At 71.7% G+C, this 25,557-nt stretch carries 21 protein-coding genes and 1 tRNA gene; 17 read left to right on the top strand and 5 right to left on the bottom strand.

Going from position 1 to position 25,557, the window contains the following annotated elements; genetic code table 11:
• The first annotated feature begins 4 nt into the window (after positions 1–4).
• The 6 genes from KIH74_RS16425 (at position 5) to KIH74_RS16400 (ending at position 6,277) form a co-directional block, all read left to right on the top strand.
• Positions 5–838 carry a phosphoribosylaminoimidazolesuccinocarboxamide synthase gene (locus KIH74_RS16425; RefSeq protein ID WP_246572483.1) on the top strand — a complete coding sequence of 278 codons (834 nt, stop codon included), beginning with the start codon at positions 5–7 and terminating at the stop codon, positions 836–838.
• A 41-nt stretch (positions 839–879) separates the two neighbouring features.
• Positions 880–2,553: a DUF885 domain-containing protein gene (locus KIH74_RS16420; RefSeq protein ID WP_214156819.1), complete on the top strand. Its 1,674-nt coding sequence runs from the start codon at positions 880–882 to the stop codon at positions 2,551–2,553.
• Between the two features lie 139 nt (positions 2,554–2,692).
• Positions 2,693–3,976 (top strand): phosphopyruvate hydratase, encoded by a 1,284-nt coding sequence (gene eno / locus KIH74_RS16415; RefSeq protein WP_214156818.1) that lies wholly within the window; start codon positions 2,693–2,695, stop codon positions 3,974–3,976.
• On the top strand, positions 3,973–4,803 hold the full coding sequence (locus KIH74_RS16410) for an FtsB family cell division protein (RefSeq protein WP_214156817.1): 831 nt from the start codon (positions 3,973–3,975) through the stop codon (positions 4,801–4,803). Before eno ends, KIH74_RS16410 begins: the two co-directional genes overlap by 4 nt.
• Positions 4,800–5,348, top strand: a complete 549-nt coding sequence (locus KIH74_RS16405) for a DUF501 domain-containing protein (RefSeq protein ID WP_214156816.1) — start codon at positions 4,800–4,802, stop codon at positions 5,346–5,348. The genes KIH74_RS16410 and KIH74_RS16405 overlap by 4 nt, the downstream gene beginning before the upstream one ends.
• A complete protein-coding gene (locus KIH74_RS16400) occupies positions 5,345–6,277 on the top strand; it encodes a Ppx/GppA phosphatase family protein (RefSeq protein ID WP_214156815.1) in 933 nt (310 codons plus the stop codon). Before KIH74_RS16405 ends, KIH74_RS16400 begins: the two co-directional genes overlap by 4 nt.
• Positions 6,278–6,296: 19 nt before the next feature.
• Here KIH74_RS16400 and fdhD read toward each other — a convergent pair whose 3' ends face one another.
• A complete protein-coding gene (gene fdhD / locus KIH74_RS16395) occupies positions 6,297–7,172 on the bottom strand; it encodes a formate dehydrogenase accessory sulfurtransferase FdhD (RefSeq protein WP_214156814.1) in 876 nt (291 codons plus the stop codon).
• 101 nt (positions 7,173–7,273) lie between these two features.
• On the opposite strand from fdhD, the gene KIH74_RS16390 reads away from it, so the two are divergent.
• Positions 7,274–7,346: transfer RNA gene (locus KIH74_RS16390), tRNA-Leu, on the top strand.
• 35 nt (positions 7,347–7,381) lie between these two features.
• Here the strand turns inward: KIH74_RS16390 and KIH74_RS38645 are convergent.
• Complete coding sequence (locus KIH74_RS38645) at positions 7,382–9,889, bottom strand: EAL domain-containing protein (RefSeq protein WP_214156813.1); 2,508 nt, start codon at positions 9,887–9,889, stop codon at positions 7,382–7,384.
• Between the two features lie 459 nt (positions 9,890–10,348).
• Here KIH74_RS38645 and KIH74_RS16380 point away from each other — a divergent pair, with 459 nt between their 5' ends.
• The 10 genes from KIH74_RS16380 to KIH74_RS16335 all read left to right on the top strand — a co-directional run bounded on the left by KIH74_RS16380 (position 10,349) and on the right by KIH74_RS16335 (position 21,398).
• Positions 10,349–11,149 (top strand): Bax inhibitor-1/YccA family protein, encoded by an 801-nt coding sequence (locus KIH74_RS16380; RefSeq protein WP_214156812.1) that lies wholly within the window; start codon positions 10,349–10,351, stop codon positions 11,147–11,149.
• A 119-nt stretch (positions 11,150–11,268) separates the two neighbouring features.
• Positions 11,269–12,624: an adenylyl-sulfate kinase gene (gene cysC, locus KIH74_RS16375; RefSeq protein WP_214156811.1), complete on the top strand. Its 1,356-nt coding sequence runs from the start codon at positions 11,269–11,271 to the stop codon at positions 12,622–12,624.
• Positions 12,625–12,643: 19 nt separating this feature from the next.
• Positions 12,644–13,969, top strand: coding sequence for a glutamine synthetase family protein (locus KIH74_RS16370; RefSeq protein WP_214156810.1), 1,326 nt, complete (start codon positions 12,644–12,646; stop codon positions 13,967–13,969).
• A gap of 16 nt (positions 13,970–13,985) precedes the next feature.
• On the top strand, positions 13,986–14,312 hold the full coding sequence (locus tag KIH74_RS16365) for a hypothetical protein (RefSeq protein WP_214156809.1): 327 nt from the start codon (positions 13,986–13,988) through the stop codon (positions 14,310–14,312).
• Between the two features lie 288 nt (positions 14,313–14,600).
• Complete coding sequence (locus KIH74_RS16360; protein WP_214156808.1) at positions 14,601–15,635, top strand: SGNH/GDSL hydrolase family protein; 1,035 nt, start codon at positions 14,601–14,603, stop codon at positions 15,633–15,635.
• A 39-nt stretch (positions 15,636–15,674) separates the two neighbouring features.
• Complete coding sequence (locus tag KIH74_RS16355) at positions 15,675–17,039, top strand: cystathionine beta-synthase (protein WP_214156807.1); 1,365 nt, start codon at positions 15,675–15,677, stop codon at positions 17,037–17,039.
• 257 nt (positions 17,040–17,296) lie between these two features.
• The gene (locus tag KIH74_RS16350; protein WP_214156806.1) at positions 17,297–17,689 is read left to right on the top strand and encodes a response regulator transcription factor; all 393 of its coding nucleotides are present in this window, start codon (positions 17,297–17,299) and stop codon (positions 17,687–17,689) included.
• Between the two features lie 55 nt (positions 17,690–17,744).
• Positions 17,745–19,424 carry a sensor histidine kinase gene (locus KIH74_RS16345; protein ID WP_214156805.1) on the top strand — a complete coding sequence of 560 codons (1,680 nt, stop codon included), beginning with the start codon at positions 17,745–17,747 and terminating at the stop codon, positions 19,422–19,424.
• The gene (locus tag KIH74_RS16340) at positions 19,421–19,885 is read left to right on the top strand and encodes a response regulator (protein ID WP_214156804.1); all 465 of its coding nucleotides are present in this window, start codon (positions 19,421–19,423) and stop codon (positions 19,883–19,885) included. The genes KIH74_RS16345 and KIH74_RS16340 overlap by 4 nt, the downstream gene beginning before the upstream one ends.
• 31 nt (positions 19,886–19,916) lie before the next feature.
• Positions 19,917–21,398: an ATP-binding response regulator gene (locus KIH74_RS16335; protein ID WP_214156803.1), complete on the top strand. Its 1,482-nt coding sequence runs from the start codon at positions 19,917–19,919 to the stop codon at positions 21,396–21,398.
• A gap of 71 nt (positions 21,399–21,469) precedes the next feature.
• Here the strand turns inward: KIH74_RS16335 and KIH74_RS16330 are convergent, their stop codons facing one another.
• The 3 genes from KIH74_RS16330 to KIH74_RS16320 all read right to left on the bottom strand — a co-directional run bounded on the left by KIH74_RS16330 (position 21,470) and on the right by KIH74_RS16320 (position 25,461).
• Positions 21,470–21,868: a response regulator transcription factor gene (locus KIH74_RS16330; RefSeq protein ID WP_214156802.1), complete on the bottom strand. Its 399-nt coding sequence runs from the start codon at positions 21,866–21,868 to the stop codon at positions 21,470–21,472.
• Positions 21,869–22,003: 135 nt separating this feature from the next.
• Positions 22,004–24,019, bottom strand: a complete 2,016-nt coding sequence (locus KIH74_RS16325; RefSeq protein WP_214156801.1) for a vWA domain-containing protein — start codon at positions 24,017–24,019, stop codon at positions 22,004–22,006.
• Positions 24,016–25,461, bottom strand: a complete 1,446-nt coding sequence (locus KIH74_RS16320) for a magnesium chelatase ATPase subunit I (RefSeq protein ID WP_214156800.1) — start codon at positions 25,459–25,461, stop codon at positions 24,016–24,018. The genes KIH74_RS16325 and KIH74_RS16320 overlap by 4 nt, the downstream gene beginning before the upstream one ends.
• Positions 25,462–25,557 lie beyond the last annotated feature (96 nt).

The following is a 25,557-nucleotide window of genomic DNA, read 5'->3' as shown; positions in this document are numbered from 1 at the left end:
ACGAATGAGCCCGCAGTTGCTCCACTCCGGCAAGGTGCGCGACGTCTACGCCGACGGCGACGACCTCATCCTGGTCGCCTCCGACCGGGTCTCGGTCTACGACGTCATCCTGCCGACGCCGGTCCCGGACAAGGGCAAGATTCTCACCCAGCTCTCGCTCTGGTGGTTCGAGCAGCTGAAAGACCTTGTGCCCAACCACATCGTGTCGGCCACCGACGTCCCGGAGGAGTGGGCCGGGCGGGCCGTGCGCTGCAAGAAACTGACGATGGTCCCGGTGGAGTGCATCGCCCGCGGCTACCTGGCCGGGCTCGGCCTGGAGGAGTACCGGCGCGACCGCGCGATCTCCGGTGTCGCTCTGCCCGAGGGCCTGGTCGAGGGCTCGAAGCTGCCCTCGCCGGTGTTCACCCCGACCACCAAGGAGTCGGAGGGGCACGACGAGTTCATCACCTTCGACGACGTGGTGGCCGAGCACGGCGCCGGCCTGTCCGGCCGGCTGCGTGAGCTGACCCTGGCCGTGTACGGCCGCGGCGCCGAGATCGCCGCCCGCAGCGGCGTCATCATCGCCGACACCAAGCTGGAGTTCGGCCTCGACGCCGACGGCGAGCTGGTGCTCGGCGACGAGGTGCTGACCTCGGACTCCTCCCGGTTCTGGCCGGCCGACACCTGGACGCCGGGCGGCCCGCAGCGGTCCTGGGACAAGCAGTTCGTCCGGGACTGGTCACTGAGCAGCGGCTGGGACAAGACCTATCCCGGGCCGGAGATCCCGGACGAGATCGTCACCAAGACCCGGGATCTGTACATCGACGTCTACGAGCGGATCACCGGAAATCGATGGTAGGGGCCCTGTCCTGAGGCCCGTAATGCGGCACGATGGGGTGCATGCGCGAGCAGCAGGGTGAGGATCCGATCGTCACGGCGAGGTTTCGCGACGCGGCCACGAAGGTGCTGGACGCACTCCTGGCCGCGGCGCCGGAGGAGGCCACCGGGCTGGGGGAGCACCGGTACGACGACCGCACCACCGAGCTGACCGTCGAGGCCACCATCGGCCGGGCGTCCATGCTGGTGGACGCGTTGTCGGCGCTCGACGACGTGGACGACACGGCCCTCACCCCGGACGACCGGGTGGACCTGGAGATCCTGCGCACCCGGGTGAGCGGCACGCTGTGGGAACAGACCGAGCTGCGGCGCTTCGAGGTCGACCCGCTGATGCACCTGCCCGCTGACGGGCTGTACCCGCTGATCACCCGCACCGCGCCGGACCTGCCGGAGCGGCTGCGGGCCCTGACCAGCCGGCTGGAGCAGGTGCCGGAGCGGCTGGAGCAGGCCCGGTCGGTGCTGAACACCATGCCGCGACTGGCGGTGCAGACCGCGATCACCCAGGCCCGGGGCACGGTTCCGCTGCTGACCGGCGACCTGGAACCGCTGCTGGCGCAGGACGCGTCGCTGGCCGGGCCGGTGCGCGAGGCCCGCGACGCCGCCCTGGCCGCGCTGGAGGACCACGCCCGCTGGCTGGAGTCGCGGCTGCCGGTCAGCGACGGCGACCCGCGCCTGGGCGAGCTGAACTACGCCGCCCGGCTCTGGTACACGCTCGACACCGAGACCGGCCCGGACGCGCTGCTCACCCGCGCGGAGAGCGACCTCCAGGCGATCGAGGAGGAGATCGCCGAGCTGGCCTGCCGGATCAGCGGCCGGCCGATGTCCGAGACGCTGGTGCGCGAGGTGCTGGACGAGACCGCGGCCGCGGCCCCGGTGACGGCCACCACCGTGCGACCGCTCTGCGAGGAGGCCCTGGAGCTGCTCGCCGCCCGGGTGCGGGAGCTCGGTCTGGTCACCGTGCCGGACCAGGCGGTGCGGGTGATCGAGATGCCGCCGTCGCGGGCCGGCATCGCGGTGGCCTACTGCGACGCCCCGGGTCCGCTGGAGCCGGGCGAGCACCCCACGTTCTTCGCCGTGGCGCCCGCCCCGGCCGACTGGGACGAGCCGCGCACCGCCTCGTTCCACCGCGAGTACAACGGGCACATGTTGCGGAACCTGGCCGTGCACGAGGCTTTTCCGGGCCACGCGGTGCAGCTGGCGCATGCCGCCCGCTACCGCGGCGCCACCCCGGTGCGCACCGCCGTGCGCAGCGGCACCTTCATCGAGGGCTGGGCGGTGTACGCCGAGGAGCTGATGGCCGGGGCGGGCCTCGGCCTGCGGCCGGACGACGACGACCGGCTCCGGCTGATGCGGCTGAAGATGAGCCTGCGCAGCACCATCAACGCCATCCTCGACGTGCGGGTGCATGCCCGCGGGATGACCGAGGACGAGGCGGTCCGGCTGATGACGGCCCGCGGTCACCAGGAGGAGGGTGAGGCGGCCGGCAAGTGGCGGCGGGCGCTGCTCACCTCCACCCAGCTGTCCACCTACTACGTCGGGCACCGGGAGATCCGCGACCTGGCCGGGCGGCTGCACGCGCAGAACCCGGACCTGCCCCCGCTCCAGGTGCACGACCAGCTGCTCTCGCACGGGGCACCCCCTCCCCGTCATCTGCGGGCGCTGCTCGAACTAGAGTGACAAGCAGGACCTTCGGCCCCCTGGACACCGGCCCCCGGGTGAGGGGTCGCCCGGCCTGCTGGCGATAGGCTCCGTTCCGTAGACGTAACGGTCCGGCATAACGGTCGACACATCCGTCAGACGAGCAGGAGCACGAAACATGGCAACTATCGAGGCCGTCGGCGCCCGGGAAATTCTTGACTCCCGAGGCAACCCCACCGTCGAGGTCGAGGTGGCCCTGGACGACGGCACCATCTCCCGTGCAGCAGTCCCGTCCGGCGCCTCCACCGGGGCGTTCGAGGCGGTCGAGCGCCGCGACGGTGACAAGAAGCGATACCTGGGCAAGGGTGTCGAGAACGCGGTCACCGCCGTTCTCGACGAGATCCAGCCCGCGCTGCTCGGGTTCGAGGCGAGCGACCAGCGCATGGTCGACCAGGCCATGCTCGACCTGGACGGCACCGACAACAAGGGCAAGCTCGGCGCGAACGCCATCCTCGGCGCCTCCCTGGCCGTGGCCAAGGCCGCTGCCGAGTCGGCCGAGCTGCCGCTGTTCCGCTACCTCGGTGGCCCGAACGCGCACATCCTCCCCGTGCCGATGATGAACATCGTGAACGGTGGCGCCCACGCCGACAGCGGCGTCGACGTGCAGGAGTTCATGATCGCCCCGTTCGGCGCGCCCTCCTTCAAGGAGGCGCTGCGGATGGGTGCCGAGGTGTACCACTCGCTCAAGTCCGTGCTGAAGGCCCAGGGCCTGAGCACCGGTCTGGGCGACGAGGGCGGCTTCGCCCCGAGCGTGGCCGGCACCAAGGAGGCGCTGGAGCTCATCGCCACCGCCATCGACAAGGCCGGTTACGTGCTGGGCACCGACCTGGGCCTGGCGCTCGACGTGGCCGCCACCGAGTTCCACAGCGAGGGCGTGTACTCGTTCGAGGGCGGCAAGCGCAGCTCCGCCGAGATGATCGAGTTCTACACCAGCCTGGTCAACGACTACCCGCTGGTGTCGATCGAGGACCCGCTGGACGAGAGCGACTGGGAGGGCTGGACGGCCCTCACCCAGGCGGTCGGCTCCAAGGTGCAGATCGTCGGCGACGACCTGTTCGTCACCAACCCGGCCCGGCTCCAGCAGGGCATCGAGACCGGCGCCGCGAACGCGCTGCTGGTCAAGGTGAACCAGATCGGCACGCTGACCGAGACGTTCGACGCCGTCGCCCTGGCCCACCGCAGCGGTTACCGCGCCATGATGAGCCACCGTTCCGGCGAGACCGAGGACACCACGATCGCCGACCTGGCCGTCGCGGTCGACTGCGGCCAGATCAAGACCGGTGCCCCGGCCCGCTCGGACCGGGTGGCCAAGTACAACCAGCTGCTCCGCATCGAGGAAGAGCTCGACGACGCCGCGGTGTACGCCGGCGCCGGCGCGTTCCCCCGGTTCGCCCACCGATGAGCCCCCGCCGTCCGCCCGCGCCCGGTTCCGGTGGGATCGGTGATCCCACCGGGGGGCCTCGTGCCCCCCGGACGCGGGCGGGCGGCTCCGGAGCAGCCGCCAAGAAGCAGACCGCCCGCCCGGCTTCGGCCCAGGAACGGTCCGCCGCCGCGAAGTTACGCGCTGAGCAGGCCCGTCAGCGCACGGCGGAGGCGAAGAAACGCGCCGCCGCCGCGGCCCGTGCCCAGACCCAGCGCACCGGTTCGCCGATCTCGCGCAGCCCGGGCAAGGGCCGCACCCGCACCACCGCGTCCCGGTCCGGGGGCCTTCGGCCCACCGGGTCGGGCAGCACCCGTCCCGGTTCCGCCCGCCCTCGTGCCGGTTCCACCGGCCGGGGCCAGGGCCGGCGCGGCATCGGCATCGGAAACGGCCGCCCCGTCTGGGTTCTCGGTGGGGTGATGGCCGTGCTCGCGCTGCTGATCCTGCCCTACTTCCAGAAGTGGCTGGTGCAGCGTTCCGAGCTGGAGTCGGCCCGGGCCGAGGTGAGTCAGGCGCAGGACGACGTGACCGCGCTGAAGAAGCAGCAGGAACGCTGGAAGGACGACGACTACGTGCGCGCCCAGGCCCGGTCGCGGCTGAACTACGTGATGCCCGGCGAAACCGGTTACGTGGTGTCCGATCCCACGCCCACCGCCGATTCCACCCCGCAGGCCAGTGCCGAGGCCGACGTGCCTGACGGCAACCGGTCCTGGTACTCCGGCATCTGGCTCTCTGCCCAGGCCGCCGGGGCCGAAGGACAGGCCCAGGCCACCACCCAGCCCACCACCCAGCCCACCGGAACCCCATGAGCGCGGCCGAGGCCCAGAAGAACACCGGCCCCACGCCGGTGACCGAGCACGACCTGGACGCCGTGCAGCGGCAGCTCGGGCGGCGTCCCCGGGGCGTCGTCGCGGTCGGCGCCCGCTGCCCCTGCGGCCAGCCCGACGTGGTGCAGACCGCCCCGCGGCTGGACGACGGCACGCCCTTCCCGACGATGTACTACCTGACCTGCCCGAAGGCCGCCGGTGCGATCGGCACCCTGGAGGCCTCCGGGTTGATGAAACAGATGACGGCCCGGATCGCCGAGGATCCGGACCTGGCGGCAGCCCAGCGCCGGGCGCACGAGGACTACCTCCAGCGGCGGGCACAGCTCGCCGAGGTGCCCGAGATCGCCGGCGTCAGCGCCGGCGGCATGCCCGACCGGGTGAAGTGCCTGCACGTCTACGCGGCGCACGCACTGGCTGCCGGACGCGGTGTGAACCCTCTGGGGGACGAGGTCCTCGACGCCCTGCCGTGCTGGTGGGAGAAAGGGCCCTGCGGAGTGGAGGAACGAGCCTCGGTGGAGACGAAATGACACGCGTCGCGGCGATCGACTGCGGTACCAACTCGATCCGGCTCCTGATCGCCGACATGAGCCGCAGCCGCGGCACCCTGGTCGACGTGGAGCGGCGGATGGAGATCGTCCGGCTCGGGCAGGGGGTCGACCAGACCGGCGAGATCGCGCCGGAGGCGATGGAACGCACCCTGGCCGCCGCCCGCCGGTACGCCGAGCTGTGTCACCGGCACGAGGTGCACGCCATCCGGTTCGTGGCCACCTCGGCCACCCGGGACGCGCGTAACCGCAAGATCTTCGTGGACGGCATCCGCGAGGCGCTGGGCGTGGAGCCGGAGGTGATCCCCGGCTCGGAAGAGGCCGAGCTGTCGTTCACCGGGGCCACCGGCGGCCTCGCCGACCAGCACGAGAAGCCTTTCCTGGTGGTCGATCTCGGCGGCGGCTCGACCGAGTTCGTGCTCGGCGAGAAGACCGTCGAGTCGGCGCTGTCGGTGAACATCGGCTGCGTGCGGATGACCGAACGGCACCTGCGCGGCGACCCGCCCACCGCCTCCGAGGTGGCCGCCGCCACCGCCGACATCGACGCCGCCCTGGCCCAGGTCGCCGAGAAGGTTCACCTGGAACAGGCCCGCACCCTGGTCGGCGTGGCCGGCTCGATCACCACGGTGACCGCCCACGCCCTCGGCCTGGACGGCTACGACCCGGCCCGCATCCACGGCGCCACGCTCACGCTCGACCAGGTCGTGGCCGCCTGCACCGAGCTGATCGAGATGCCGCGCGAGCAGCGGGCCGCGTTGCCCTATATGCACCCCGGCCGGGTCGACGTGATCGGTGCCGGTGCCCTGGTGTGGCGGCGGATCACCGAGCGGATGGGGGCCACCGGGCGGCTGACCAGCCAGGTCACCTCCGAGCACGACATCCTCGACGGGATGGCCTGGGGCCTGGCCTAGTTCACCGGGTTTTCGGCGGTCAGGCGCCCACCGGAACCTCCACCCGAACCCGCGAGGCGTGCGTGTAGAGGTTCATCGAGTCGCCGCGCACGAATCCGGCCAGCGTCACACCCGCCTCCTCGGCCAGGTCGACGGCCAGTGTCGAGGGGGCGGAAACCGCTGACAGCAGCGGGATCCCGGCCATCGTAGCCTTCTGCGTGAGCTCGAACGAGGCCCGCCCGCTGACCTGGAGCACGGTGTTCGTGGCGGGCAGCAGCCCGTGGGTGGCGGCCCAGCCGACCACCTTGTCCACCGCGTTGTGCCGGCCCACGTCCTCGCGCACGCACAGCAGTTCGCCGTCGGGGGTGAACAACCCGGCCGCGTGCAGTCCGCCCGTCCGGTCGAAGGCGCGCTGCGCCTCCCGCAGCCGGTCGGGCAGTCCCACCAGGACGCCCGCGTCGATCAGCGCCTCAACGGTGGACGACGAGGAGCTTCGTGCGGGCTCCTCGTCGTCCACCATCGGGAGCGTGATCAGGCCCGGAACCGGGCGGCGGGCCAGCACTTCGGCGATCGAGTCGCTGCCGCAGACACCGCAGGCGCTGGAGGTGGCGCCCAGGCGGGACTGCGGCTCGGGCACCCCCGGAGCCAGCCGCACCTGCACGGTGTCGGTGTCGCAGGAGGTCAGCTCGGTGACGTCGGCCGGTGAACGGGCCACTCCCTCGGCCACCAGCCAGCCGAGCGCGAGCTCCAGGTCGTGCCCGGGCGTGCGCATGGTGGTGGCCACGGTGCGCTCGCCGTGCTTGATGGTGAGCGGTGCCTCCACCGCCAGCTGGTCGGGGCGGGCCGAGACCGCGACCTGCGGGCTACCCGCCGCGCGCACCCGGACGACGCGGCGACGATCCACCAGATGTCCCATACCGAGCAGCGTAAGCCCGGCCCGCGGATCCCGCTGTGACGGACCTGTGGTCCGGTCCGCACACATCGGCGGTCGGTGACCGCATAATCTGTGGACCGTACGCCCTCGTAGCCCAACGGCAGAGGCAGGCGCCTTAAAAGCGCTTCAGTACGGGTTCGAATCCCGTCGGGGGCACCCAGTTCATGGGCAACGCCGCGACGTCCGCACTCCTACGGCTCGGGCCGGATGAAGATCGGGCTGGTCGAGTCCGGGTCCTCGAACCCGCCCGGCCGGTAGCCCAGCGGGTTGGTGTCCGCCATCTCGGAAGCCACCTCGCCCGGTGTGTCACCGGTCGTCTCACCCAGCGTGGCACCGGTCGCCTGCACCGGCGTCCGGGCCGTCGTCTGCACCGGCGGCTGCCCGTCGGTCACGAACGGCGGCCGGTACAGCGTGGGCATCCAGCCGGGGCGGGCCGGCGAGAGCAGGTTGCCCTGCGCGTGGGTCACGCCCAGCGACATCAGGTGGCTCAGGTCGGCCGCGGTCTCGGCACCCTCGGCGCAGAGCAGGGCGTCCACCGCCTCGGCGTAGGTGACCAGGCCGCGCAGCACGGCGGTGCGGCCCGGGTCGGACGCGCAGCCGACCACCAGCGACCGGTCGATCTTCACCATGTCCGGCTGGATCTGGGCCAGGCGGGCGAACTCCAGCGCCCCGGCACCGACGTCGTCCAGGGCGATCCCGGCGCCGCGGTCGCGCAGGTCGTTGACCACCCGCACCAGGTCGGCCATGTCCACGTCGCCCGGGTCCTCGCTGAGCTCGACGATCACGCCGGACAGGTCGTCCGGCAGGCCGGTGCGCATGCGGGCCGACATCAGCGCCCGGGCCGAGGCGTTGACGTAGAGGTCGTGGTCGGCCGGCCGGTCCGGCAGGTCGAGCGCGGCCTGGATCGCGGCCAGCTCCAGCAGGTCGCCGAAACCCTCCCGGTAGGCCTGCCGGAACACGTCGGCCGTGTTGTCGTTCAGGGTGCCCGGCATGTCGAAGCGGGCCAGCGCCTCGTGCGCGCAGACCTGCTGCGCGCGCAGGTCGGCGATCGGCTGGGTGACCATCGTGAAGGCGGGCATGTGGTGCACCCGGCGGCGCCCACGACGGGAGGCCAGCGGTGGCTTGTCCTCGTCGATCGGCCGGATCGGGTCGGCCTTCACGGTGATCGAGGTGAGCTCGACCGAGCCGGTCGGCGGGCCGGGCGGGGGCTCCTGCCCGGCGATCACCACCCGGTTGCGGCCGGCCCGCTTGGCCGCGTACAGCGCGGCGTCGGCGGCCTTGGTGGCACTGGTCGCCTCGGTCAGCGGGTCCCACTGCGCCACCCCGGCCGAGAAGGTCTGACCGTACGGCGTCACCGTGCGCAGCCGCTCCAGCACCGTGGCCAGCTGGAGCGGGGTGAAACCGGGCGCCAGCAGGGCGAACTCCTCGCCGCCGTACCGCGCGAGCAGGGCCGGCGGGCGCAGCTGGGCGGTCCACGCCGCCACCGACTCCTTGAGCAGCTTGTCGCCGGCCTGGTGCCCGTGGGTGTCGTTGTAGACCTTGAACTTGTCCAGGTCGATGATCGCGACGCAGAGCGAGGTGCCGTGCTCACGGGCCATGTCGGTGGCGCGGGTCACCTCGTAGTCCCAGGTGCGCCGGTTCGGGGCGCCGGTCAGGCCGTCGGCCCGGGCCAGGTCGCCCAGGCTGATCGCCTGCTCCTGCACGGTGGAGATCAGCCGCAGGATGCGCACCAGCATGAGGATGCAGATCAGCAGCATCCCGGCCGCGATCACCTGCCAGTGCCGGGCCCCGCTGCTGAAACCGTCGGTCAGCAGCGCCACGTTGGGCAGCAGCAGGGCCACCACCAGGGCACCCTGCCGGCGCCGGCTGAGCCGGTTCTGCGGCGGCGGCGGGTCCGGGTCGGCCAGTACCCGCATCGACGGCGCCGTGGCCGCGCCCGCGATCAGCAGGTAGCCGGCCAGCCGGCCGGCGTCGATCAGCCGGCTGGACTCCAGGTCGGAGGCGATCAGCGTGGACAGCTCATAACCGGTGTCGGCGGCCAGCAGCAGCCCGGCGCCGGCGGTGAGCAGGTAGTACGACACGACGCGCGCGCCGGGTACGGCGTACAGCCGCACCAGCACGCCGAGCAGGAACAGGTCGCCGACCGGGAACGCGGCGTTCACGGCCTTGGTGGCCAGCGGCAGCGTGGAGGTGTCGGCCAGCGGGGCGACGACGAAGATGCCCAGGGCCACGGCGATGCTGGTGGTGACGATCATCGCGTCGAGCACGGAGCCCAGGTCACTGGCGCCGCTGCGGGCCCGGGTGAAGTCCAGGGCGCCGAGACCGAGCAGCAGGAAGCCGACGAGCGAGATCACGTCCGGCACGGTCACGCTGTCGCTCGGGGTGCCGCCGGCCGCGACCGCGCGGGTCAGGTCGCCGAGCACCCAGAGCGAGGTGCCGCCGAGCAGCAGGTACCAGCCGCGGCGGCGGGTGGGCCGATAGCCCATCACCGCGAGGGTGCCGATCAGCACCGCCCCGGCGCCGATCAGCACGTGCAGCAGGTCACCCGCCAGGTCGGGCAGCACCGAGCGCACCAGCACCAGCACGGCCAGCAGGCCGAGGGCACCGACCAGCAGCGGTGAGGTGCCCTCCTCGCCGTCGTTCTGCTCGGCCGCCCCGGGTTCCTCGACCATCTCGTCGGTCAGCACTGAGGACTGCACTCGGATCCACGGTTCAGCCGGGTGGGGAGACCGGTCCGGTCAACCCTCATCTCGTCCTGGCTCCTGCCTTCGTCGCCGCCGGTCCATCGCGCGCCGTGACATCCATTTCGACATCGAACGGTGCAATCACGCTGGGGGCAGAAGGGTAACGCCGCTCGGGTCACTCCCGACACAGTCAACCCACGCGTAACGGGACATCCAGGGCTGGGGCGTGGCCGGACGATGAGGAACTCGGAGACAGAACGTGGTCATCCGGGCTGATCCGGAGCACGACGGCGCTCACCGGGGGTGTCCGGGGGCGTCCATAAAGCGTCCAGGAAAAGTTCTGAGAAAGATCGCCGGGATGGGAACTTCCCCGGTCGTCGAAACATTAGATTCACAACGGTCGCACAAGGTCGACCGTGCCCGGACGTGGCCAACTACGGGCAGAAGGAGACACGAACAACGGTCGGAGGACCGATGGAAAGCAGAAACCCCGTCTTCGGGCGCAGCGAGCAGTTCTCGCGTGGGGGCTACGCGACGTTCGACGCGCGCACCCCGAGCGCGGACGATCTGCAAGGCATGTACGACAAGCCTGCGGCTTCCTGGCGCAACACCGACCGGATGACCCTCGACGACGTGATCATGCGTACCGCGTCGCTGTTCGGTGTCCTGCTGGTCACCGCCGTGGCCGTGTTCGCGCTGGTCGAGCCGAGCGACCCGATCCTCGCGCCGCTGGTCTTCGGGGGCGCCATCGTCGGCCTCGTGATGAGCCTGATCATCTCGTTCAGCAAGAAGATCCGCCCGGCCCTGATGTTCGTCTACGCGGCGGCCGAGGGCCTCTTCGTCGGTGGCATCAGCCTGCTGTTCAACACGCTGTACGACGGCATCGTCGCGCAGGCCGTGCTGGGCACCCTGGGCGCCTTCGTGGCCATGCTGGCGCTGTACAAGTTCGGTGTGGTCAAGGCCACCCCGAAGTTCACCAAGATCCTGATGATCGCGGGCTTCGGCTACCTGGCCTTCGGCCTGATCAACATGCTGGTCTCGTGGATCAGCGGCAACAACGCCTACAACAGCCCGCTGGGCTGGCTGATCGCCGCCTTCGGTGTCGGCCTGGCCGCCTTCTTCCTGGTGCTCGACTTCGACTTCGTCGAGCAGGGCATCCGCAACGGGCTGCCGCAGGAGTACGCCTGGACCGCCGCGTTCGGCCTCGTGGTCACGCTGGTCTGGCTGTACATCGAGATCCTGCGCCTGCTGGCGATCCTGCGCGGCGACGACTGAGCCGCCAGGTCCTGAAGCAGATCACCCCCGCCGGGCTCCTCCCGGCGGGGGTGATCTTTGTCCGCACCTGTCCTGTTCCGGACCCTGCCGGGGACAGGATCAGGCCATAGGCTGACGCCGTGCCCGAGAACCCGTCGCCCAGCCCGTCCACCGAGTTCAGCTGGCACCCGCCGCAGCAGGTGCTCGAGATCGCCGAGCTGGTGCTCAGCGGTGCGCTGCCGGTCGCGGCCGGCCTGGAGCAGACCTTCGGTCCTCAGGGGGCCTCCGGTCTGCCGCCCGAGATCTCCGGGCGGCTCGCCGCCGGTGACACGGTGGTGCTCGAAGACGCCGAGGGCACGCCGGTCGCGGGGATGAGCCTCGCGGTGGCGGGGGTCGCCTCGGGTGAGCAAGGCGGCACCGCGAGTCTGCCGATGCTCACGTTCACGCCTCGCCGTCCGTTCACCCACGCTCCGGTGCGCGCCGCCCGTCGCACCCCGGCGCAGGTGCGCGCGGACCTGGCGGGCACCGACCCGGCCGCCACCGGCCCTGACGACGCGGGGTCCGCCTCCCCGGTGCTCGCCGTGGTCGTCACCACTCTCCTCACCGCGGCCCAGGTGGAGCAGCTGCGTGCTCAGGCCCTGAACACGAGCCACCGGCTGCTCTGGATCGCCGTCGCGGGCACCGGCCGCACGCTGCCCCTGCCGGCCGACGGACTCTGGCGGGCGGTGCGTGACGTCGCGGCCGAGCCGGATCCGGGAGCACCGGCGGCGGTGGCCGTACCCGTCGTCGTCCCCCGGTCGGTCGCGGTCGACGACGTGGCGCTGCTGACCGCGGTCGCGCGGGCGCACGGCGCCACCGAGGTGCTCGTGCCCGGGCCGGCCGAGGGCGAACTGCATCCGGCCTTCGCCCGTGAGCACGCCCGCGCCGTCCCCCCGCCCCACCGTCGAGGGCTGACGCTGTTCTTCACCGGGCTGTCCGGATCGGGCAAGTCAACGGTGGCGAAGGCCCTGGCCGAGCGGCTTCTCGACCACACCACGCGCACCGTCTCGCTGCTCGACGGCGACGAGGTGCGGCGCATGCTCTCGGCCGGGCTGACCTTCAGCCGGGCGGACCGCGACCTGAACATCCGCCGGATCGGGTTCGTGGCCGCCGAGGTGACCAGGCACGGCGGACTGGCGATCTGCGCGCCGATCGCGCCGTTCGAGTCGGTGCGGGCCGAGGTCCGCGCCGGGGTCGAGCAGGTGGGCGACTTCGTGCTGGTGCACATCTCCACCCCGCTGGAGGAGTGCGAGCGCCGGGACCGGAAGGGTCTCTACGCCAAGGCCCGGCGCGGCGAGATCCCGGACTTCACCGGTATCTCCTCGCCCTACGAGACCCCGGCCGGCCCGGAGCTGCGCATCGACACCACCGGCATCCCGATCGAGGCCGCCGTCGACCAGGTCTGGGCGCTGCTGACCGAGCGGGGCTACCTGGTGGCGCCGGAGAAGACCGAGTAGGTCCACGGAGGGAGACGCGATGGCCGCACCGCTGGAGCTGGAGGAGTTCGAGCGTCTGGTCGGCTCCGGGCACGTCGACACCGTTCTCGTGGTGTGGACCGACCCGGCCGGCCGGTTGCAGGGAGAACGGGTGCACGCCCGGCACTTCAGCGGCTCGGTGCTGGCCGGCGGGCTGAATCTGGAGCCCGGCCGGGCCGATCCGAGCGCGGCCGCGCTGGCCGCGCCGTCCGGTGCGCTGGTGCTGCGGCCCGATCCGGCCACGCTGCGCCCGGCGCCGTGGCTGGCGGGTTCGGTGATGGTGCAGGGCGACCTGTTCCGGGCCGACGGCCTGCCGGTGCGCACGTCTCCCCGGCAGGTGCTCAGCGCGCAGGTGAAGGAGGCCGCCGACCTCGGGGTGGTGCCGACGGGCGCGGTGTCCTCACAGTTCACCGTGTTCGGCGCGACCTACGCGGAGGCGGCCGGGCAGTTCTGGAGCGCCCTGCCCGGCGGCAGCGGCAACGGTCTGGGCGGCACCAACGTCGACGAGGACCTGCTGCGCGACCTGCGGCAGACCGCCTACAACTCCGGGCTCACGGTGCGCTCGTCACACGGCACCGGCGTGCCCGGGCAGCACGACATCGCCTTCCAGCACGACGATCTGGTGCGCACGGCCGACAACCACGTCGCCTTCCGGGCCCTGGCCACCGAGCTGGCGCGGCGTCACGACAAGTCCCTGACCTTCATGGCCCGCTACGACGACCGGCCCGGCAACGGCGCCCGGCTGTCGATGAGCCTGCGTGGGCTGGACGGGGCGTTCGTCTTCGCCGACACCGCCAACCAGGACTACTCCGACGGGCGCAGCGCGGTGTTCCGCAGTTTCGTCGCCGGGGTGCTGGCCACCCTGCGCGACTTCACGCTGCTCTACGCCCCGACCGTCAACTCCTACAAGCGTTTCCGCCATGATCCGGCCGCGCCGACGGCGATCACCTGGGGTGAGGGCGGCACGGCCAGCGCGCTGCGGGTGGCCGGGCGGGGCGAGACGCTGCGGGTGCAGAACCGGGTGCCCGGCGCCGACGTCAACCCCTACCTGGCGCTGGCCGGGATGCTGGCCGGCGGGCTCTACGGGATCCGTGCCGGACTGCCGCTGGAGCAGCCGCTGATCGGTGACTCGCGGGCGCCGGGGCTGGCCCGGGTGCCGGCCACGCTGGCCGCGGCCCGGGAGACCTTCGCCGGGTCCGACCTGGCCCGCAACGCCTTCGGCGAGGACGTGGTGGCGATGTGCCTGCGTGCCGCCGACGCCGAGCTGGACGCCTTCGGCACCACGGTGACGGACTGGGAACGACGGCGCGGCTTCGAGATGCAGTGACGTCTAGGATTCCCGGATGCTCAGCCCCACCCATGACGACGCCGCCCAACGACTCGAGCGCTGTGCCGACCGCCTGCGCGTGGTCGGTCCGCGGCTGGCGGCCCGGCAGGGGGTGGAGGCCGCGCAGCTGCTGGCTCGCATCCGTGCCGGGCTCCAGCACATCGCCGACCTGACCGCCGACGCCGACGGCGAGCCACGTCGCGCGGTGCCGGAGCTGTCCGCCTACGCCCTGGCCGACCAGATGCTGGTGCTGGGCAACGACCTGCTGCGCGACGGTGACCGCACCGACCTGTTCCGGGTGGACGCGGTCGAGGCGATCGGCGACGTCTACAACCTGGTCTGAGGCAGTCCGGCGTCCGAACCAGGCCCGGCCCCCGAACGCGTCTTGCACATGAGCGGAACCCGGCGTGAGATGAATCGCGTCGCGCTATGCCCCGGTTCGGGAACAGAATCCCAAAGACCGTGCGCTGCAATGGGAGGTGGCGTGTAACAGCAGGACTCCCGGCGACGAAGGTGGGTGCAGCGGAACCGGTAACGGTCTTCGAGCCGTGATCACGGCGTTGCCTGAACTCGCCGCCGTTGTTCATCTGCGGCTGGGGTACTGGTACCCGCTGAGGGAGAGGGAGCGCACATGAGTCGAGCCGGAAGAGCGCGGAAGATCGCAGCAGCGGCGGCATTCGGCGGTGGGGGCATCGGTGCGCTGGGGGCGGCGGCCTACGGTCTGGTGCTGGCCGAGGTGAAGATCGCGCGCAAGGTGATCGGGCAGCCCTTCGGTAACGCCGGTCCCGGCGGTGAGGGGCTCTACGGCGACTTCCCGGGCGAGCCGATCCAGCTGGTCATGCTCGGCGACTCGACCTCGGTCGGGCTCGGCGCCGACCACGGCCGGCAGACCCCCGGCGCGGTGATCGCGGCCGGTCTGGCGCCGATCGCCCGGCGGCCGGTGCGGATGCGCATGCTGGGCCGGGTCGGTGGGCAGTCCTGGGAGCTGGAGGGGCAGACCGCCCGGGCCCTCGACGAGGGGCCGAAGCCCGACGTCGTGGTGATCATGGTCGGCGCCAACGACGTGACCCACCGGGTCAAGCCGCAGGTCGCGGTCCGCGCCCTGGAGGCGTCGGTGCGCAAGCTGCGCGAGGCCGGTGTCGAGGTCGTCGTCGGCACCTGTCCCGACCTCGGCACGATCCAGGAGATCCCGCGCCCACTGCGGTATGTCGCGCAGCGGCTGAGCCGTCAGCTGGCCGCCGCGCAGACCATCGGCGTGGTCGAGGCGGGCGGCGCCACGGTGTCGCTGGCCGACCTGCTGGGCGACGAGTTCCGGCAGCACCGTGTCGAGATGTTCGCCAGCGACCGGTTCCATCCCTCGCCCACCGGCTACGCCCGGGTGGCCGAGGCGATCCTGCCCAGCGTCGCCACCGTCCTCGGTTACCCGGCGGGCGAGCGCGACCGGGTGCCCGACCTGGGCCGGGGCGAGGGCATCGACGACGTGGCGCACGCCGCGGTCCGGGCCGTCGACACGGCCGGCACCGAGGTGTCCGGCATCGAGGTGTCCGGGGCCGAGCGTGGCCCTCGCGGTCGCTGGGCGGCGTTCCGTCGCCGCCGGGCGCCCCAGGCCGCGGCGGGCGGGCACGAGGTGTCGGTGACGCCCGGCGAGTCGTCACCGAGCGCGTAGCTACCTGCGAATGCCCGGCCGGTGGGGTTGGATGGGCCTGTGAAGTACGCCGAGTCGATCGTTGAGCTGATGGGCAACACCCCGCTGGTCCGGCTGGGCCGGATCGCCGAGCATGTGGCACCCCTCGTGCTGGCCAAGGTGGAATACCTCAACCCGGGCGGATCCGTGAAGGACCGCATCGCGCTGAGGATGATCGAGGCCGCCGAGCGTGACGGACTACTCCGTCCTGGTGGCACGATCGTGGAGCCCACCTCCGGCAACACCGGGGTCGGGCTGGCGCTCGTCGCTCAGCGCAGGGGTTACAAGTGTGTGTTCGTCTGCCCGGACAAGGTGAGCAAGGACAAGCGGGACGTCCTGGCCGCCTACGGGGCCGAGGTGGTGGTGTGTCCCACCGCCGTGGCGCCCGAGCACCCGGATTCCTACTATTCCGTGTCCGACCGTCTGGTGCGCGAGATCGAGGGCGCCTGGAAGCCGAACCAGTACGCCAACCCGGAGGGGCCGGCGAGCCACTTCGCCACTACCGGGCCGGAGATCTGGAACGACACCGAGGGCCGGGTCACGCATTTCGTGGCCGGCGTCGGCACCGGTGGCACCATCACCGGCACCGGCCGCTTCCTCAAGCAGGCCTCCGAGGGCCGGGTGAAGGTGATCGGCGCCGATCCGGAGGGGTCGGTCTACTCCGGCGGCACCGGGCGTCCCTATCTGGTCGAGGGCGTGGGTGAGGACTTCTGGCCGTCCGCCTACGACCCGTCGGTGCCGGACGAGATCATCGCGGTCTCCGACGCCGACTCGTTCGCGATGACCCGCCGGCTGGCCAGGGAGGAGGGCCTGCTGGTGGGTGGTTCCTGCGGCATGGCCGTGGTCGCGGCACTGCGGGCGGCCGAGAAACTGACCAAGGACGACGTGGTGGTCGTGCTGCTGCCCGACGGTGGTCGCGGATACCTGGGCAAGATCTTCAACGACCAGTGGATGGCCTCGTACGGCTTCCTCAGCCAGGACGGCGGCATGACCGTGGGCGACGTGCTGCGCGCCAAGGCCGGCGACCTGCCCGCGCTGGTGCACACGCACCCGACCGAGACGGTGCGCGACGCCATCGACATCCTGCGCGAGTACGGCGTGTCGCAGATGCCCGTGGTCAAGGCCGAGCCGCCGGTGATGGCCGGTGAGGTGGCCGGGTCGGTCAGCGAGCGGGCCCTGCTGGAGGCCGTGTTCACCGGCCGCGCCAACCTCGCGGACCCGGTGGAACGGCACATGTCGCAGCCACTTCCGCTGGTCGGCGCAGGAGAACCGGTCGAGGTGATCAGGAAGTCACTGGAACAGGTCGATGCCGTGATGGTGGTCGCGGACGGCAAGCCCACCGGCGTGCTGACCCGTCTGGATCTCCTCGGCGTCTACGCCGGCTGAGCGGGGCACCCGCCGCACGGGTGGCCCGCCCTACGTGGGCGCGGACTCTCCGTCGTCCATGATCGAAAGCACCTGAAAAGGGTGACGGCCGAAGGACTGAGCCGGTGACAGCTGTCGCTGACTCTCCGTCATTCGGCCGTCACCTGGATAGGGCATCCGAGTGTCTCCGGGCCCTGACGCTGTAGAAAACCCCTCCCTCGCGCCGATGGAACGCTGACAAGCGATTTCCCCCGGACATCCGCGAACGAGGAGGCACCGTGGCCCGACTGCTGGTGGTCGAGGACGACCCGGACGTGCGTGATCTGATCTCCATGCGGCTGGTCATGGTCGGCCACCGCGTCATCGCGATGCCCGACGCGGATCTCGCCCTGGACTCGGTAGACCAGTTCGGTGCCCCCGACGCCTACGTGCTCGATGTCGGCCTGCCCGGCATGGACGGCTTCGACCTGCTCACCCGACTGCGGCAGGGCAAGCACGACATCCCGGCGATCTTCGTCTCGGCCTCCGCCCGGGAGCGGGACATCCTGCGCGGGCACGAGCTCGGAGCCGCGTACCTGACCAAGCCGTTCGCCGCACACGCCCTGCTGGACGCGGTCGACGAGGCGATCACCGGCCGGCCGATCCCCTCCGTCACCGAGCACGCCTGGTGATCCGGGAGCCAGGACCGAGCTGTTGCTAGAACCGGGCTGAGGACGGGGGCCGGACGTGAGCAGTACCTATCAGGCGCCTGCCGCACTGGCGTCGTCGATCGCCGCCGGTTTCGTCCCGCCGGTCACCGACGGCAGCGCACTGATCGACCTGCTGTGGGGGGCGTCCGAGGCATCGATGGCGGTGATCGGGTCGGACCGGGTGCTGCACCACGCGAATCCGGCGGCCGCCGCCGCGCTGGGCCGGTTCGGGGTGTCGGTGGGCGAGGTGGTGCCGCGGTACGCGCGCGTGCACCCGGTGAACGCCGGCCCGGACGGCCGTCCCGCGGTCGACGAGACCACCGAGCTGACGCCGGTCGAGGACGTCCTCGGCGGTGCCGGGTTCACCCGCGCCCTGGTCAACGTGGTGTACGGCGACGGGAACCCGGCGCGGCGAATGTTGTTGTCCGGTCAGCCGATCCGGCTGGAGGACGACGAGCCGGGCGCGTTGATGATCTGGACCGACGTCACCGACAGCTGGCAGTTCGCCGAGCGCAGCCGCAACGAGCTGGACCGGCTGGGCCAGCTGCTCGAGGGGGCCTCGGACTACGCGATCATCATGCTCGACGCCTGTGGCAAGGTGCACTCCTGGAGTGCTGCGGCGGAACGCATCCAGGGCTACTCCTCCGACGAGGCGATCGGCCTGCCCTACGCCTCGTTCTTCGACGCGGCCGACCAGCACGCCGGGTTGCCGGCCCGGATCCTGGCCGACGCGGCGGCCCAGGGCAAGATCAACGTCGAGGGCAAGCGGGTGCGCCACGACGGGTCGGTGTTCTGGGCCCACGCCTCGATCTCGGCGATGCGCGACGAGCAGGGCCGCCTCCAGGGCTACGTGAAGGTCACGCACGACGTGTCCGAGCAGCGGGCGCTCCAGCAGGCCAGCCAGGAGCTGACCGAGCTGCTGGAGAGCCGGGTGGCCGAGCGCACGGTGCAGCTGGAGCAGAAGGCCGCCGACCTGGCCGCCGTCAACGCCGAGCTGGAGGCGTTCTCCTACAGCGTGTCCCACGACCTGCGCGCCCCGCTGCGGGCGATGAGCGGGTTCGCCCGGATCATGTCCGAGGAGTACGGGTCGCAGATGCCGCCCGAGGCCCTGAAGTACCTCACCAAGGTCACCGAGAACGCCGAGCACATGGGCAGTCTCATCGACGCGCTGCTGGCCTTCTCCCGCATGCAGCGGCAGGAGATGCAGTCCCGTCCGATCGACATGACGACCCTGGCCCAGGACTGCTGGAACGCCCTGGAACCGGCCCGCGAGGGACGGGACATCGAGTTCGTGCTGGCACCGCTTCCACCGGCCTTCGGGGACGGCCGGCTGATCCAGCAGGTGTGGATGAACCTGCTGGACAACGCGATCAAGTACACCGGCAAGAAGGACGCGGCCCGGGTCGAGGTGCGGGCCGAGGTGGCGGAGGAGGACGAGGCGCCGCAGCCCGGGCCCGACCCGCTGAAGGTGCCGGACACCGTGATGTACCTGGTCAAGGACAACGGCGCGGGGTTCGACATGCGCTACGCGGCCAAGCTCGGCCAGGTGTTCCAGAGACTGCACCACCACGAGGAGTTCGCGGGCACCGGCATCGGCCTGGCGCTGTCGCAGCGGATCGTGCAAAGGCACGGCGGGCAGCTGTCCGCCGTGGGAGAACCAGGCGTGGGAGCGACGATGGGATTCACCTTGCCCGTGCCCAACGGTGAACTGCGATGAGCGCCGCGTTCCCGCCCTGGCTGCTGCTGGTGGAAGACAGCCCGCACGACCGGGAACTGGCCCTCCACGCCCTGCGCCGAGGGCACTTCCCCGGCCGGGTGGAGGCGGCCAAGGACGGGGTGGAGGCTCTCGACCTGCTGCTGGGCCGGGGCGAGTGGACCGGCCGGGACCTGGCCGACCTGCCCCGGGCGGTGCTGCTCGACATCAAGATGCCGATGCTCTCCGGCATCGACGTGCTGCGCGAGATCCGTTCTCACCCGGTGCTCTCCGAGGTGCCGGTGGTGATGATGACGTCCTCGGCCGAGGACGGCGACCTGGAGGCCTGTTACGCGCTCGGCGCGAACAGCTACATCGTCAAGCCGGTCGAGATCGAGACCTACTTCGGAACGGTGCTCGAGATCGGCCGGTACTGGCTGGTCCATAACCAGCCGCCCCATGTCCGCCGGGGCGTGCTCGCATGATGGGGATCCGGATCGAAAAACGGGAGAAAGCATGCCATCGCCACTGCGGCTGCTGATCGTCGAGGACCGTCCCGACGACGCGGAGCTGCTCCTGCTGGAGCTGAAACGCGCTGGTTACGAACCGATCTGGACCCGGGCGGAGACCCCGGAGGAGTTCGTCTCCGGGCTGGGCGAGCAGCCGGACATCGTGCTGTGCGACTACTCCCTGCCCTCGATGACCGCACCGGATGCCCTGCGGATGCTGACCGAGCTCCAGATCGACATCCCGCTCATCGTGGTCAGCGGGATCATGGACGAGGACACCTGCGTCAACTCGCTGCGCCTGGGCGCCACCGACTACCTGCTGAAAGACCGCCTGGTGCGCCTGGCCCCGGCGATCGAGCACGCCCTGGCCGGCCGCCGCCTGGCCGCCCAGGCCCGCACCATCGACCAGGAGCGCCGGGAGACCGCCGAGATCCTGCGCGGCGTGGTCGATCACGCCCCGGCCGCGATCTGCGTGCGGGACGCGAACGGCCGCAGTCTGCTGACCAACGCCGAGTTCGACCGGTTGCGCCCCACCGCCTCCGCCGCCCGCCCGGCCGTGCTCGACCGGCGCAAACTGACGTCCGTCGAGCAGGCCTGCCTGGACGGCGCCGACAAGGTGGAGGGCGAGGAGATCTGGTCGGTGGACGGCGAGGACCGCACCTTCCTCGTCGTCCGTTACCCGGTGGTCGACGGCACCGGACGGCGGTTCGCGATCGGGGCGATCTACGTCGACATCAGCCGGCAGAAGCAGGTGGAGGAGGAACTGCGCGAACTCGACCGGCTGAAGGGCGAATTCGTGGCCACCGTGAGCCACGAGCTGCGCACCCCGCTGACCAGCATCACCGGCTACGCGGAGATGCTGCTGGCCGGTGACGACGACCCCTCGCACCGGCGCATGATCCAGGTGATCGACCGGAACTCCCGCCGGCTGCTCACCCTGGTCGAAGACCTGCTGACGCTGTCGAAGGTGGACTCCGGCGTGGCCGCCCGGATGGACGAGGAGGTCGACCTGACCGACCTGGTCGGCACCGCCGCGGGTGTGCTCGGCCCGGCGATGGAGTCCCAGGGCGTCGAGCTCGACGTGCGCGTCCCGGTCGGCCTGCCCTGCTTGATCGGCAATCGCTCGCAGCTGGAACGTGTTCTGCTGAACCTGCTCTCGAACGCGGTGAAGTTCTCCACCGCCGGCGGCACGGTGACCGTGTCGGCCTCGGTGCCGGATGTCACCCGTCCCGCCGTCGAGATCCAGGTGACCGACACCGGGATCGGCATCCCGACCGAGGAGCAGGACCAGCTGTTCACCCGCTTCTTCCGCACCGAGCAGGCCCGGCGGCAGGCGATCCAGGGCACCGGGCTGGGCCTGGCGGTGGTGCGGCAGATCGTGGAGGCGCACCACGGCACGATCGGCGTGCGCAGTGCCGCCGACGAGGGGGCCACGTTCATCGTGAGCCTGCCGGCCATCAACCTGGTCCCGGCCCCGCTGCGCCTCTGAGGCCCGCCAACCCGATCAGGCCCGGTCCGCCCCCGCGCGAGGGGGCGAACCGGGCCTGGTCATAACGCTTCTCACTCGTCCGGGGTCGCGTCGATCACCTGGTGCTCCTGGGCCAGCATCGACTCCACCCGCCAGACCAGCGCGCGCGGGCTGAACGGCTTGACGATGTAGCCGTCCGCGCCGGCCTGCTGGCCGAACTCGATGTCCGACTCGGTGCCGCGGGCCGAGAGCATCAGCACCCGCACCGACGACAGGGCCCGGTCGGCGCGCATCGCCCGGCAGATCTCCAGGCCGCTGTGCTCGGGCAGCATCCAGTCCAGCACCACCAGGTCGGGCGGCAGCCCGGCCGCCGCCTCCAGCCCGGTGTGGCCGTCGTGGGCGAGCCGGACCGCGTGCCCGGCACCGCTCAGGGCGTCGAAGAGCAGGTCACGGATATCCGGGTCGTCGTCGATCACGAGGATGTCGGCCATGGGCGTCCCCTGACGGTATGAGTGTGCGGACTCGGCCATCGTCGGCATCCCGCTGACCGATCTTGACCAACAGGGGGACGACGAGGAGCACTCGACCCGTTCGGCCCAGCGAACCCGGGCCCAGCGAATCCGCGCCTAGCGCCGCCCCTTCCGCGCCGTCAGGTAGTCGCTGACCACGTACTCGCCCAGGTTGTCGAGACCCGGCGTGAACACCCGGCCGCCGTTGCGCCGGGCGATCGCGTCGACAAACCGGCGCAGGCCGGCGTTCTCACCCAGCATGAACATGTTGATCGCGGCGCCGTAGCGGGTCAGGGCGTCCACCTCGGTCACCGTGGCGCTGATCGTGGCCGGTGAGGGCGGGTAGTCGAAGAACGCGCTGCCGTCGGGCGTCAGGTGGGCCGTCGGCTCGCCGTCGGTGACCACCAGCACCACCGGCTCGGCGTCCGGGTGGCGGCGCAGGTGCCGGCCGGCGATGGACAGGGCGTGCTGGAGGTTGGTGCCCTGCACGTAGTCCGGCTCGATGGCGGCCAGCTGCTCCACCGACAGCCGGGAGGCGTAGCGGCCGAAACCGACGATCTGGAGTGCGTCCTGCGGGAATCGCGTGGCCACCAGGTGGGCCAGCGCCAGCGCCGTCTCCTTCATCGGGCCCCAGCGGCCCTCGGAGATCATCGAGTACGACAGGTCCACGCACAGCGCCACCGCCGCGGAGGCCCGGCGCTCGGTCTCGACCACCTCGAAATCCTCGGCCAGCAGCGTGATTCCGCTCTGCCCGCTGCCCGCCGAACGCTGCACGGCGTTGCGCAGCGAGCGCACCACGTCGAGCGGCTGCTCGTCACCGAACTCCCAGCGCCGGGAGGCGCCGGTGGCCTCGCCGGCCGCACCGGCGTCCCGGAGGTCGTGCTCGCCCCGCCGCCCGGAACCCAGGTGCGCGAACACCTGGCGCAGCGCGGTCTGGCCGAGCCGCCGCAGGGCCTTGGGCGAGAGGGTGAGCGCGCCGTCGGCCCGGGTCAGCCAGCCCTGCCGTTCCAGCTCGCGTTCCAGCTCCTGCAACGCCCGCACGTCGGCGGCCGCCCCGGCGCCGAGTGAGCGCTCCACCGTCTCCACGTCGATGTCGTCGAGCGTGGCACCCGGATGGCCCTGGTCGAGCTGGTCGATCAGGTCGTCGAGGTCGGCCAGGTCTTGCAGGGCCCCCGCCGCCTCGCCGTAACCCATCTCGCCCTGGCCCCGCATGCGCCGGCCCTCGCCCCGGCCGGAGCCCCAGCCCTCGCCTGGTCGCAGGGCCCGCAGGTTGTCGGTCAGCTGCCCCATCTTCGAGGCCAGGCCGGAGTCGCCCAGGGCCTGCTGCATCAGCCCCTGGAGCTCCTCGCGCTGCTGCGGGCTCAGGGCGTTCATCAGCCGTTCCGCCGCCGCGGCCTGCCGGGCCAGCGAGTCGATGAGTTCCTCGACGTTCTGCGGGTCGTCGGGGAACATCCGACCGTGCCGGTCCATGAACCGCTGGAAGTCCTCGGGCGTGTCCTCGCCCCGGGAATGCTTCTCCAGCAACCCGTTCAGGTCGTCGAGCATCTCGTTCACGGCGGCCGTGGCCGCCGCCCGCTGCTGCGGGTCGGCGTCGGGCCCCAGCCCCTGGAGGGCGTTGCGCATGCCGTTGAACTGCTGGTCGATCACGTCGGTGCGCAGGCCGTCGAGGATCTGCCGGTAGATCTGCTCGGCCTCCCTCGAGGACCAGCGGTACTCCGACAGCTCCTGCACCGCCGCGGCCGTGGACCGGGGGAGCGCGTCCAGCTGGGTCTCGGCGAACCGGGCGTCGTCGCCGTCCCGCAGCGAGAGCTCTTCCCTCTCCGCCGCCAGCGCCTGGTCGAGCTGGGCCCGGGCCCGGGTGACCGCACCGTCGAGCCGCCCGCGCCGTGAGGTCTCACGCCGCCGGCGCTCGGCCCGGGCGCGCAGGTCGTCCAGCCCGGTGCGCCGCCCGTTCTCGTCGGGCAGGCCACGCCGCAGCAGGTCGCGCAGCGCCTCGCGCACGTTGTCGCCGCTGAGCACCCGGTCACCGAGGGCGTCGAGCGCACGCCGCACGTCGTACGGAGGAGCCAGGGGGTCGGGTCCGCCGCGCCACGGACCGTACCGGTAACGGGGATCGCGCCGGCGTGGGCTCATTCGCCGTCGCCGCCGTACACGGTGCGCCCGTCGTCGAGGAAGTCCTTGGCCAGGCGCCGGGTGAGATGCAGCCCCTCGAGCGTGAACTCGATGGCGGACGCGGCGTCGGCCGGGCCGGGCACGTCATCGAACCCGAGCCGCTCCAGCACGATGGACAGGCCGGGCACGGTGCCGAGCTGGGCCAGCAGGTCGGCCGACGGCACGCTGTCGCCGGTGGACACGCCCTCGCCCTCGGCCACCGCCGCGACGAATCCGGTGAGGTCGACGCCACCCAGCCGGTTACGCCAGGTCTCGGCCACCGACCGGCGCAGCAGATGGTCGAGAAGCTCCATCTCGCGACCCTCGCCGTCCGCCTCGAACTCCACCTTGCCGCGCAGGGTTCCGGTGATCCCCTCGGTGTCGCCGACCCGGGCCACCGCCCGGGCGCCGTCGTCGGGCCGGCCGGTCAGCTCACCGGTCAGCACCGCCCGGCGCAGCGCGGCGGCCGCCACGCTCTCCGCGGCGGCGATCGAGAACCGGGCCGACACACCGGAACGCTGGTCGACGGCGTTGGACTCGCGCACCGCCCGGGTGAACCGGGCCAGCACCTCGACCAGGTGGTCGGGCAGCACGGCGACCAGCTCGGCCTCCTGCCGCACCAGCTCGATCTCCAGGTCGAGGTCGACCGGGTAGTGGGTGCGGATCTCCGCGCCGAAGCGGTCTTTCAGCGGCGTGATGATGCGGCCGCGGTTGGTGTAGTCCTCCGGGTTGGCGCTGGCCAGGAGCAGCAGGTCGAGGTCGAGCCGCAGCACGTAGCCGCGCACCTGCACGTCGCGCTCCTCCAGCACGTTCAGCAGCGCCACCTGGATGCGCTCGGCCAGGTCGGGCAGTTCGTTGACGGCCATGATGCCGCGGTGCATGCGCGGCACCAGGCCGAAGTGGATGGTGTCGGGGTCGCCCAGCGTGCGGCCCTCGGCCACCTTCATCGGGTCGACGTCGCCGATCAGGTCGCCGACGCTGGTGTCGGGCGTGGCCAGCTTCTCGGCGTAGCGGGCCTCGCGGTGCACCCAGGCCACCGGCAGGTCGTCGCCGTACTCGGCGGCCCGGCGGATCGAGGACGGGGTGATCGGCGCGTACGGGTGCTCGTTCAGCTCGGCGCCCTCGATCACCGGCGTCCACTCGTCGAGCAGGCCGACGATCGTGCGGATCAGCCGGGTCTTGCCCTGGCCGCGCTCACCCAGCAGCACCAGGTCGTGCCCGGCCAGCAGGGCGCGTTCCAGGTCGGGCAGCACCGTCTCGTCGAAGCCGACCACGCCCGGGAAGCGCGGTTTGCCGGCCCGCATCAGTTCCAGCAGGTTGGCCGAGATCTCCTGCTTCACACTGCGGTGCACATGGCCGGAGGCGCGCAGCGCCCCGAGCGTGGTGGGCAGATGGTCGGGCCACAGATCCGGGGAGATCGTCACGTCACGACGTTACGACGGTGAACGGTCGCCTGGCACGCCGCCGGGGCCACGGATCTGGCTTTTCGCCCGCAGCGTGATCGGGAATAGAGCATTCGG

The organism is Kineosporia corallincola (genome assembly GCF_018499875.1).
Classification (GTDB): Bacteria; Actinomycetota; Actinomycetes; order Actinomycetales; family Kineosporiaceae; genus Kineosporia; species Kineosporia corallincola.
The sequence above is the reverse complement of the archived record's forward strand: the minus strand, read 5'-3'. Positions and strand labels throughout refer to the sequence as shown.

Excerpts from the sequence above, each read along its gene's own strand:
- KIH74_RS16370 (WP_214156810.1), top strand. The coding sequence starts at position 12,644 with ATGGCCGCACCGCTGGAGCTGGAGGAGTTCGAGCGTCTGGTCGGCTCC.
- KIH74_RS16335 (WP_214156803.1), top strand. The coding sequence starts at position 19,917 with ATGCCATCGCCACTGCGGCTGCTGATCGTCGAGGACCGTCCCGACGAC.
- KIH74_RS16400 (WP_214156815.1), top strand. The coding sequence starts at position 5,345 with ATGACACGCGTCGCGGCGATCGACTGCGGTACCAACTCGATCCGGCTC.
- KIH74_RS16410 (WP_214156817.1), top strand. The coding sequence starts at position 3,973 with ATGAGCCCCCGCCGTCCGCCCGCGCCCGGTTCCGGTGGGATCGGTGAT.
- KIH74_RS16325 (WP_214156801.1), bottom strand. The coding sequence starts at position 24,019 with ATGAGCCCACGCCGGCGCGATCCCCGTTACCGGTACGGTCCGTGGCGC.
- KIH74_RS16360 (WP_214156808.1), top strand. The coding sequence starts at position 14,601 with ATGAGTCGAGCCGGAAGAGCGCGGAAGATCGCAGCAGCGGCGGCATTC.
- KIH74_RS16365 (WP_214156809.1), top strand. The coding sequence starts at position 13,986 with ATGCTCAGCCCCACCCATGACGACGCCGCCCAACGACTCGAGCGCTGT.
- KIH74_RS16340 (WP_214156804.1), top strand. The coding sequence starts at position 19,421 with ATGAGCGCCGCGTTCCCGCCCTGGCTGCTGCTGGTGGAAGACAGCCCG.
- KIH74_RS16380 (WP_214156812.1), top strand. The coding sequence starts at position 10,349 with ATGGAAAGCAGAAACCCCGTCTTCGGGCGCAGCGAGCAGTTCTCGCGT.
- KIH74_RS16420 (WP_214156819.1), top strand. The coding sequence starts at position 880 with ATGCGCGAGCAGCAGGGTGAGGATCCGATCGTCACGGCGAGGTTTCGC.
- fdhD (WP_214156814.1), bottom strand. The coding sequence starts at position 7,172 with ATGGGACATCTGGTGGATCGTCGCCGCGTCGTCCGGGTGCGCGCGGCG.
- KIH74_RS16425 (WP_246572483.1), top strand. The coding sequence starts at position 5 with ATGAGCCCGCAGTTGCTCCACTCCGGCAAGGTGCGCGACGTCTACGCC.
- KIH74_RS16330 (WP_214156802.1), bottom strand. The coding sequence starts at position 21,868 with ATGGCCGACATCCTCGTGATCGACGACGACCCGGATATCCGTGACCTG.
- KIH74_RS16405 (WP_214156816.1), top strand. The coding sequence starts at position 4,800 with ATGAGCGCGGCCGAGGCCCAGAAGAACACCGGCCCCACGCCGGTGACC.
- eno (WP_214156818.1), top strand. The coding sequence starts at position 2,693 with ATGGCAACTATCGAGGCCGTCGGCGCCCGGGAAATTCTTGACTCCCGA.